The following is an 8,955-nucleotide window of genomic DNA, read 5'->3' as shown; positions in this document are numbered from 1 at the left end:
AGCGGGCCACCAGCCGCCGGCACAGTGTGAACGCCTCGGCGTGCCGACCGATCCAGGAAGCGCACACCGCGAGCTCATCAGTGGCGCGCCACGCGTAAACCTGTGCGATTTCTGTGGGGAGAAGCAGGTCCTCTTCGGGTAAGGGGATTTCGGCGGCACGCTGGGCAAACAGATAACCGAGGCGGTAGCGCTGCAATTGGCGGTACCCAGCGGCGATGCGGAGCAGTGGCTCGGCGCGGGTGGGTCGAAAAGTCCAGGCGCGCAGGTAGGCATCCTCAACGTTCGGCCCCGCTTCACGCAGTTGCCGCATCGACTCGGCGAGCTGGTACATCGCGTAGTAGGTCTCCTCGTCGCAGCCACCCATGTCGACCCGCCGCGCATACCATTTGCGCGCGTCGACGAAATCGCCCAGTTGGAAGCAGGTCTCGGCCAGGAATAACATCGACTGCGCGTCCTCGGGATCGCGTTTGACTTTGGCTAGCAACTGATCGCGTTCCTGTTCGGACTTATGTTGGATCAGGTTGCGGTTGGGGAACTGATGATCCGCGCTGTGGCCTTTGCATTTGGTGCGCACGTCGGTGCACGGGGTGGCTTGCGCAGCGGTCCGGTGGGTGACACCGTCCAGGCTTGCCGACAGCGTGCGGTCCACGATCGCGATCTGGTCGCGAGCGGAGAAAACCTGGTAGCCCCGCTCGGCGAGGTTGCGTCGCGCGCGCTCGTCCGAGAGGAGTTCCACACAGCGATCGACCAGGTCGTCGTAGTCGGCGAACGCGACGCCGGACTCCAGGTCACGCTCCAAGGTCGGATCGGCACCCCGCTCGGAGACCACCGCGCGCCGATTGGCCAGCAGGTAGGACACACGGGCGATTTCGAAGATCTTCGCGTCCCAGTAGTGAAGGTTAAGGACAATCTTCGAGCGCGCGATCCAGGCATCGCGGCTCGCGCCGAGGACGCCCGTTAGCCATTTGACCCGAAAGCCTCGGTCGTGCAGGTCCCGGAGCACGGCGTAACGGCGCTTACTGAGCAAGCCATAGAAAAGGACGTCGATGTCCTCAGGGGCTGGGGCGATCCGGGTCAACTCGGGGACGTATCCGATCGGAACGTAGGTGGGTCGGGGCAGTCCCAGGCCAGCGAGGTATTCGATGTTGGCTTGACTGTAATCCCAAATCGGGTAGCGCCGGAAAAGGTCGACGAATTCCGGCGCCATCATCCACGGCGAGTCGTCGCCCAATTGCTCGAGGTTGTAGAAGATGGGGTTCTTGGGCAGCTCCAAGCCGTACTGCAGGAGGTGGTTTGCGCCGAACACGATGGTGCGACGCTCGTCGAGGTCCAGACGATCAGTCAGCACCGACTCATGACCAAGCGCCAAAAGAGCATGGTGCACCGCCTCCGCAACCTCTCGAAATCCTCCGCCGATGGTCGGATTGCTCGGAGGTGACACAACTGCGACGGCGAACAACATGGGTGCAGCGTAGTGAAAGAGGATCGCTGCGTATGGAGATTGGTCATTCAGCGGGTAGCCCGCTGGACGCAGCACAGCCTATCAAGCTTGTGGGTGGACTGCTGGGCCGACGAGATGCGAGGAAGTGTCAATATGAATCGCCCTGGAAATCCCGGAGGCTCACGCCGTAGCCCAGCTGGCGGGCCACCCGGTGCACTATCCCGTGCTCGGTGCCCAATTCGGCGCGCAACGCACGGACCATCCGCACCGCAGCGGCTTCCTCCTCCGGGCTATACCGACGCGACGTCGGCTTTCCAGGCACCTGTTCTTTCGGCATGACTCCATCCTCGTTTCCAAGGTCTGGAGCCTCCACATTTCCCAGGGCGATTCAATTCGCCGCCTCGGCAAGAAGTTGCGCGCTGCCGGAGAGATTTCTTTCGCGTGGTGGAGGACGCCGATCAGGTCGCCGTGATCGAAGACCGGGAAATTGCGGGGGCACCACACCTTCGGTACGAACGTGTCGGGTGCGGTGGGGTCGCGGACGTCATAGCACTGGATTCGCATCGCATGGCTGTGACCTTTGCGTAGGACTGTCTGCAGCGGCGCCATCGTGGCGAGCAGCTCCAACCACCAGTACCAGAGGTGCGCCGCCATCCTCGACGTCTTCGCGACCGCCCTTCCGAGGCTCTCGGCACGTCACCGGGGGTTCGCGGTCGAGCAGCTGCGACGGGGTGCTGCCCAGCGCCGCCAATCACAGCTACACACCGGAGCTGCAGCGTGCGCTCAGCGGCCTGCGCCGGGCCATGGCCGCGGTCGGCCACCACGACCTGGCCGCCCAGCTGTCGGGCATCGAGTCGCGGACGGACGACGACTGACCGGCGACGCGGTCACCCGCCCGCCGCGTTTCGGGCGGCGCCGCGGCGCCCAACGGATGCACAATGACACCCGTGCTGACCGGGAACCTGGCCGTCGAACCGAGGGACCACTGACGTGCCGGGGTTCGACTTCGGCACCCTGGCGTTGCTGTGCGCGGTCGGTTTCGCCGGCCCGGTGCTGGCCTCGCTGCCGCGGCTGCGGATCCCGGTGGTCGTCGGCGAGCTGGCCGCCGGGATCGTGATCGGCCGAACCGGTTTCGGGCTCGTCGACGCCACCGACCCGACGTTTGCGCTGTTCGCCAACATCGGCTTTGCGTTGGTCATGTTCGTGGTGGGCACCCACGTCCGCGTCCGCGGCGGCGAGCTGCGCTCGATGCTGCCGGCGGCGTTCGGCCGGGCGGTCGCGGCGGGCGCGGTCGCGGTGGCCGTCTCGGTCGGGCTGGCGGCCGAGTTCGGCATCGACCACGCGGCGCTCTACGCGGTCCTGATGGCCTCGTCGTCGGCGGCGCTGGCGCTGCCGGTGATCGATTCGTTGCGGTTGCGCGGGCCGGGGGTGCTGGCCGTGACCGCGCAGGTCGCCCTCGCCGACACCGCGTGTATCGTATTGCTGCCCTTGGTGATCGACATCCGGCGGTTGCCGGAGGCGGCGGGGGGCGCGCTGGCGGTCACCGGCGGCGCCGTCGTCCTGTTCGTGGCGTTGCGCGCCATCGACCGCAGGGGATGGCGCCGGCGCGTGCACGTCTATTCCGAGAAGCGCCGGTTCGCGCTGGAACTGCGGACCAACCTCGTCGTGTTGTTCGCGCTGGCCGCACTCGCCGTGCACACCCACGTGTCGATCCTGCTGGCCGGCTTCGCCCTGGGCCTGGTGATCGCGGTCGTCGGGGAACCACATCGGTTGGCGCGCCAGCTCTTCGGCATCACCGAGGGATTCTTCAGCCCGCTGTTCTTCGTCTGGCTGGGCGCCTCGTTGCAGGTTCGCGAGCTGGGCTCGCAGCCGCGGTTCATTCTGCTCGGCATCTGCCTGGGCCTGGGTGCCGTGCTGGCCCACGGCGTGGGGAGGTTGCTCGGCCAGCCGCTGACGCTGGGGGTGCTCTCGGCCGCGCAACTCGGCGTGCCGGTGGCCGCGGCCACGATCGGCACCCAGGAGCACCTGCTGGTGGCGGGGGAGGCGTCGGCCCTGATGCTCGGCGCGCTGCTCACGATCGCCGCCGCCACCGTCGCCGCGGCGCTGGCCGCCCGCGGGCAGGCGCCGGCCGCGGCGACACCGGCCGCGCCTCCCGTGCCTATGTGACCAAGGACGCAGGCGGGCGGGACCGCCGCACGTCGGCAGGAACGACGCACGGCCATACAGGCGGGCCGTCGCGACGGTGGTCGCTTCGACCCCTGGGTTCGACCGGGGAGGCGGCGATGAGGTCACCGGCGTCGGTCCATCCGTCCTTCTACGTCGGTCACGTCCGGAAAGTGGCCCAGCACTTGGCATCAGGGCGTCAGTCCCGGCACCTCGCGCCGGCGATGTACCGGGTCCCCGACCGCCTGCACGGCGAACGCACCGTGCGGTTGCCCGCCGAGGGGATAGCGCCGATGGTGTCGGCGTGGCTGGCGGAGCTCGGCGCGCACAGCCCACTGGTCGACGACCTGGCCGGCGCGGCGTGCGCCGGTAACTGGGCGCTCGCCCGCGCGGTCGGCGACCAATTGTCCGTCGAGGTCGTGCGCGCGGCGTAATACGCCCGGATTGGCCCCCCGGATTGGCCCAAAGTCCCTCCGGTTAGAGCCGTCGTGCTCTCGCGCCGCCGGCGGAATCCCGTGATCATGAAGACCATATGTTCGACCCCGAAGGGACAACCGCGATGAGCGCGCATTTTCCGGATGCCGGCACGATCCGGACCGTTCTGACACTGGCCTCCCGAGCGCCCTCGGTGCACAACACGCAACCGTGGGGCTGGCGCGTCGACGAGGCGAGCCTGCACCTCTACGCCGACGAGAACCGGCAACTGCCCAACACCGACCCCGATGGCCGTGACCTGATCCTGAGTTGCGGTGCCGCGCTGCATCATTGCATGGTTGCCTTCGCGGCCGTCGGCTGGCGTCCCAAGGTCACCCGGCTGCCGAATCCGGCCGACCCCAGCCACCTCGCCGCCATCCAGCTGTCGGCCCATCCCGCCGACGCCGTCGACATCGCGCTCGCCGCGGCGATACCGCGCCGGCGCACCGACCGGCGCCACTACAGCTCCTGGCCGGTGCCGGTGGCCGACATCGCGCTGATGGCCGCGCGGGCGGCCCGCAACGGGGTCACGCTCTGCCAGGTCGAGGATGTCGAGAAGCTGCACGAGATCGTCGCGCAATCGGTGGCCGATCACCTGAACCGCGATTACATGGCCGAGCTGACCACCTGGAGCGGGCGCTACGCCTCGGTGGCCGGAGTGCCGGCCCGCAACACGCCGGCGCCCGACCCGGCGTCGAAGATCCCCGGCCGGCTCTTCGCCGGCCCGTCGCTGCCGATGACGCCGGGCGCCTCGGCGGCCGACGACAACGCCGTCGTGCTCGCGCTGGGTACCCGCGCCGACGACCGGGTGTCCCAGCTGCGCGCCGGCGAAGCGACCAGCGCGGTGCTGCTCACCGCGACGTCGCTGGGGCTGGCCAGCTGCCCGGTCACCGAACCGCTGGAAACCCCGGTCACCCGTGCGGAGGTCCGCGACGACATCTTCGGCGGCAGCGTCTACCCGCAGATGCTGCTGCGGGTCGGCTGGCCGCCGATCAACGCCGACCCGTTGCCGGCCACCCCGCGCCGCGAGCTCTCCGAGTTCGTCGACTGGGCTTTCGGACCCGAGAAGAACGTCGTCGAATAGGCCGCGCGATGGAGACGTTCACCTGGGACCCGCGCCGGTGGCTGATCGCCCGCGTCTTCGGGCGCAACCCGTTGCTGCGCCCCGCAGACCGGATCGAGGCGCTGGTGGTGCTGGTCGCGCTCGTCGCGGCGCTCGTCGCGGTGCCCGTCGCCGGCGTGGTGGGAGCCGCGACCTACGGCGCACGCGACCGGTCGTACGCCCAGCAGGCCCGCGAGCGCCACCCCGTCCGGGCTCAGGTCACCGACGCCCACCCCGGGGAACTGGGTGCGACGGTCGCGCAGATTCGGTGGCCGGCGGCCGGCGGGGAGCAGCGCAGCGGCACGCTGCGGCTGGACGATCCGGTCAAACCCGGTGAGGGCGTCGATATCTGGGCGGACGGGGCCGGCAACCTGACGGCCCCGCCGACCCCGGCCTGGCACGCCGTGGGCGCGGCGGCCGGCACGGTTGTGCTGACGCTGCTGTGCGCGAGTGCGGTGCTGGGCCTGTTGCTGGCCGCCGTCGTCTACGAGCTCGACCGGGTCCGCGAAGCCCGGTGGGAGCGCGAACTCAGAACGCTGGTGCAAGACGGCGGCCGGACGAACCGACCGTGAAAACGCCCGTTTTCTGCCTGCTTTGGATGGCGCGGAACGGGATTGAGGGCGGATGATGGGCCGGTGAGCGGGTACGGCGAAGGTCCCGGGGCCGCGGTGTTCGACGCGGCGGCATTGCATCGCCTCGTCGAGGTCCTGATCGGCCGCGGCTATCGCGTCATCGGTCCGACGTTGCGGGACAACGCGATCGTGCTGGCCGAGCTGGAGTCGGCCGCGGACCTGCCGCGCGGCTGGGGCGTCGACGTGGCCCCGGGGCATTACCGGCTGCGCCGGCGTGACGACGACGCGGCGTTCGGGCACTCCGCGGGCCCGCAGTCGTGGAAGCAGTTCCTGCACCCCCCGCGGCAGCGGCTGTGGGCCGGCACGCGGGACAGCTCCGCCGCGGCGGACGGCGAGGAGGCCCCGCGCTACGCGTTCCTCGGGGTCCGCGGGTGCGACCTGGCCGCGATCGCCACCCTCGATCGGGTGCTGGGCCGCCCGGAGTATCCCGACGACGCCTACCTCGGCCGCCGGCGCCGGATCTTCGTGGTGGCGGTGAACTGCACCGAACCCGGGGGGCTGTGCTTCTGCGCCTCGATGGGCACCGGCCCGGCCGCCGGGCCCGGCTACGACCTGGCGCTCACCGAACGCCCCGGCGGCGGCGCCGCGACGTACCTGGTCGACGTCGGCAGCCCCGACGGCGCCGACGTGCTCGCCGCGGTACCGCACCGGCCCGCCGCCAGCGGCGAAATCGACCGCGCGCGCGCCGATGTCGAGGACGCCAGCCGCAAGATGGGTCGCCGGATGCCCGAGGCCGATCTGCGGGAGCTACTGGTGGCCTCCCGCGAGTCGCCGCAGTGGGAGGAGGTGGCGAGCCGCTGCCTGACGTGCGGCAACTGCACGATGGTGTGCCCGACGTGCTTTTGCACCAGCACCGAGGACGTCAGCGACCTCACCGGCGAGCACGCCGAGCGGTGGCGGCACTGGGCGTCCTGCTTCGAGTTCGACTTCACCTACGTCCACGGCGGCGGCAGCGTGCGCCAGTCCGGCGCGTCGCGCTACCGCCACTGGCTGACCCACAAGCTGGGCACCTGGCACGACCAGTTCGGCATGTCGGGCTGCGTCGGCTGCGGGCGGTGCATCGCCTGGTGCCCCACCGGCATCGACATCACCGAAGAGATGAACAAGATGGCCCGCGATGACTGAACGGCCGATGGCGCCCAACCCCTACCGGGTGCGCAGCCGCGTCGTGGAGAGCCCCGACTCGGCGACGCTGTGCCTGGAACCGCTCGGCGAACCGCTGCGGACGCCGCTGCCCGGGGAGTTCATGATGCTCTACGCGTTCGGGGTGGGGGAGGCGGCGATCTCGATCAGCGGCGACCCAGGAGTCACCGACGGCTCGATCACGCACACGATCCGCGCGGTCGGCGCGGTCAGCCGCGCGCTGCACGACTCCCAACCGGGCGCGATCGTCGGTGTGCGCGGCCCGTTCGGCACCACCTGGGGACTCGACGAGGCCGCCGGCCGCGACCTGGTCATGGTCGCCGGCGGTGTCGGCCTGTGCCCACTGCGCCCCGCGGTGCTGGGCGCGCTGGCCCAGCGGTCGCGCTACGGCAAGCTCACCCTCATCGTCGGTGCCCGCTCGCGCGCCGACTTCGTGTTCGCCGCCCAGCTCGAGCAGTGGGCGCAGGACCCGCAGATCGAACTGCACGTCACCGTGGACGTCCCGGTGCAGGGCTGGCGCGGAGAGGTCGGGCTGGTCACCGAGCCGCTGCGCCGGCTGACGCTGGACGCCGGACGCACCACCGCGTTCCTGTGCGGGCCCGAGCCCATGCTGCGCTTCGGCGCCCAGGCGCTGCTGGACAAAGGCATTGCCGCCCAAAACATTCGGGTCTCCCTGGAGCGCAACATGCAGTGCGGCGTCGGCTGGTGCGGCCACTGCCAGCTCGGCCCGCTGCTGCTGTGCCGCGACGGACCCGTCGTCGGCTACGACGTCGCGGGCCCGTTGCTGACCGTGAAGGAGCTGTAGATGAGCCCGCCCACGCTGGCCGTATGGAAGTTCGCCTCCTGCGACGGCTGCCAGCTGACCCTGCTCGACTGCGAGGACGAGCTGCTCACCCTCGCCGACCAGGTGCGGATCGCCACCTTCGCCGAGGCGTCCAGCGCGATGGTCGGCGGACCCTACGACGTGTCGCTGGTCGAGGGGTCGATCACCACCGCTCACGACGAACGACGCATCCGCGAGATCCGCGACCAGTCCCGGGTGCTCGTCACCATCGGCGCGTGCGCGACGGCGGGGGGAGTGCAGGCGCTGCGCAACTTCGCCGACGTCGCCGAATTCGCCTCGGTCGTCTACGCCAAGCCGGAATACTTCGACACCCTGGCGACCTCCACCCCGGCCTCGGCGCACGTCAAGGTCGACTACCAGCTGCATGGCTGCCCGATCGACCGCGGCCAGCTGCTCGACACGCTCGCGGCGCTGCTGATCGGGCGCAAACCCAGCCTGCCGGCCAAGACGGTGTGCACCGAGTGCAAGCAACGCGGCGTGACGTGTCTGGTTGTCGCGCAAGGCACCCCGTGCCTGGGCCCGGTCACCCACGCCGGCTGCGGGGCGCTGTGCCCCCGGCACAACCGGGGCTGCTTCGGCTGCTTCGGCCCGTCGGCCGCACCCAGGACCGCGACCCTGATCCCGCTGCTGCGCCGCGACGGCATGTCCGACGGCGACGTCGACCGGGTGTTCTCGACCTTCAACGTCACCGCCTTCGCGGCCGAGCGGGGCAAGCAGTGACGCCCGCCAAGCGCACGCTCAGCGTCAGCACGCTGACCCGCGTGGAAGGTGAAGGCGCGCTTCACATCTCGTTGCGCGACGGCGCGCTGGAAAGCGTCGAACTCAACATCTACGAACCGCCGAGGTTCTTCGAGGCGTTCCTGCGCGGCCGCGCCTACACCGAACCGCCGGACCTGACCGCGCGCGTGTGCGGGATCTGCCCGGTGGCCTACCAGGTCAGCGCCTGCAACGCGATCGAGGACGCCTGCGGTGCCGAGATCGAACCCGAGATCGTCGCGCTGCGGCGCCTGCTGTACTGCGGCGAATGGATCCACAGCCACGTCCTGCACGTGTACCTGCTGCACGCACCGGATTTCCTGGGCCACTCCGACATCATCGGCATGGCGCGCGACCACCCGGGCGCCGTCGAGCGGGGGCTGTCGCTGAAGAAGGCCGG

Annotated in this window: 9 protein-coding genes and 2 pseudogenes; 9 read left to right on the top strand and 2 right to left on the bottom strand. The window is 70.2% G+C overall.

Annotated features, from left to right (window positions below; translation table 11 throughout):
• Both AC2VOR_RS09345 and AC2VOR_RS09340 read right to left on the bottom strand, forming a co-directional pair.
• A pseudogene (locus AC2VOR_RS09345) lies at positions 1-1,462 on the bottom strand (hypothetical protein); the annotation flags it as partial.
• A 160-nt stretch (positions 1,463-1,622) separates the two neighbouring features.
• Positions 1,623-1,778, bottom strand: a pseudogene (locus AC2VOR_RS09340) (IS3 family transposase); the annotation flags it as partial.
• A 394-nt stretch (positions 1,779-2,172) separates the two neighbouring features.
• On the opposite strand from AC2VOR_RS09340, the gene AC2VOR_RS09335 reads away from it, so the two are divergent.
• The 9 genes from AC2VOR_RS09335 to AC2VOR_RS09295 all read left to right on the top strand — a co-directional run.
• On the top strand, positions 2,173-2,316 hold the full coding sequence (locus tag AC2VOR_RS09335; RefSeq protein WP_369739949.1) for a hypothetical protein: 144 nt from the start codon (positions 2,173-2,175) through the stop codon (positions 2,314-2,316).
• Positions 2,317-2,431: 115 nt separating this feature from the next.
• Complete coding sequence (locus tag AC2VOR_RS09330) at positions 2,432-3,607, top strand: cation:proton antiporter (RefSeq protein WP_486963664.1); 1,176 nt, start codon at positions 2,432-2,434, stop codon at positions 3,605-3,607.
• Between the two features lie 116 nt (positions 3,608-3,723).
• Entirely contained in the window at positions 3,724-4,038 is a 315-nt protein-coding gene (locus AC2VOR_RS09325) for a hypothetical protein (RefSeq protein ID WP_486963663.1), read from the top strand.
• Positions 4,039-4,163: 125 nt separating this feature from the next.
• Positions 4,164-5,162: an Acg family FMN-binding oxidoreductase gene (locus tag AC2VOR_RS09320; RefSeq protein WP_369739945.1), complete on the top strand. Its 999-nt coding sequence runs from the start codon at positions 4,164-4,166 to the stop codon at positions 5,160-5,162.
• 8 nt (positions 5,163-5,170) lie between these two features.
• The gene (locus tag AC2VOR_RS09315) at positions 5,171-5,752 is read left to right on the top strand and encodes an Rv1733c family protein (protein WP_369739943.1); all 582 of its coding nucleotides are present in this window, start codon (positions 5,171-5,173) and stop codon (positions 5,750-5,752) included.
• Between the two features lie 63 nt (positions 5,753-5,815).
• Positions 5,816-6,937 (top strand): 4Fe-4S dicluster domain-containing protein, encoded by a 1,122-nt coding sequence (locus tag AC2VOR_RS09310; protein ID WP_369739942.1) that lies wholly within the window; start codon positions 5,816-5,818, stop codon positions 6,935-6,937.
• Complete coding sequence (locus tag AC2VOR_RS09305; RefSeq protein ID WP_369739940.1) at positions 6,930-7,760, top strand: FAD/NAD(P)-binding protein; 831 nt, start codon at positions 6,930-6,932, stop codon at positions 7,758-7,760. Before AC2VOR_RS09310 ends, AC2VOR_RS09305 begins: the two co-directional genes overlap by 8 nt.
• Positions 7,761-8,519, top strand: a complete 759-nt coding sequence (locus AC2VOR_RS09300) for an NADH-quinone oxidoreductase subunit B family protein (protein WP_486963662.1) — start codon at positions 7,761-7,763, stop codon at positions 8,517-8,519. It abuts the gene before it with no gap.
• On the top strand, positions 8,516-8,955 hold a 440-nt coding region (locus tag AC2VOR_RS09295; RefSeq protein ID WP_486963661.1), incomplete at its 3' end, for a nickel-dependent hydrogenase large subunit. The genes AC2VOR_RS09300 and AC2VOR_RS09295, both read left to right, overlap by 4 nt.

The organism is Mycobacterium sp. TH-M103, assembly GCF_057473785.1.
Note: the sequence above shows the minus strand (reverse complement) of the source record. Positions and strands in the feature narration are given on the sequence as shown.

What these genes read in the sequence shown, in the direction of transcription:
- AC2VOR_RS09315 (WP_369739943.1), top strand. Translation starts at nt 5,171, where the DNA reads ATGGAGACGTTCACCTGGGACCCGCGCCGGTGGCTGATCGCCCGCGTC.
- AC2VOR_RS09325 (WP_486963663.1), top strand. Translation starts at nt 3,724, where the DNA reads ATGAGGTCACCGGCGTCGGTCCATCCGTCCTTCTACGTCGGTCACGTC.
- AC2VOR_RS09305 (WP_369739940.1), top strand. Translation starts at nt 6,930, where the DNA reads ATGACTGAACGGCCGATGGCGCCCAACCCCTACCGGGTGCGCAGCCGC.
- AC2VOR_RS09300 (WP_486963662.1), top strand. Translation starts at nt 7,761, where the DNA reads ATGAGCCCGCCCACGCTGGCCGTATGGAAGTTCGCCTCCTGCGACGGC.
- AC2VOR_RS09320 (WP_369739945.1), top strand. Translation starts at nt 4,164, where the DNA reads ATGAGCGCGCATTTTCCGGATGCCGGCACGATCCGGACCGTTCTGACA.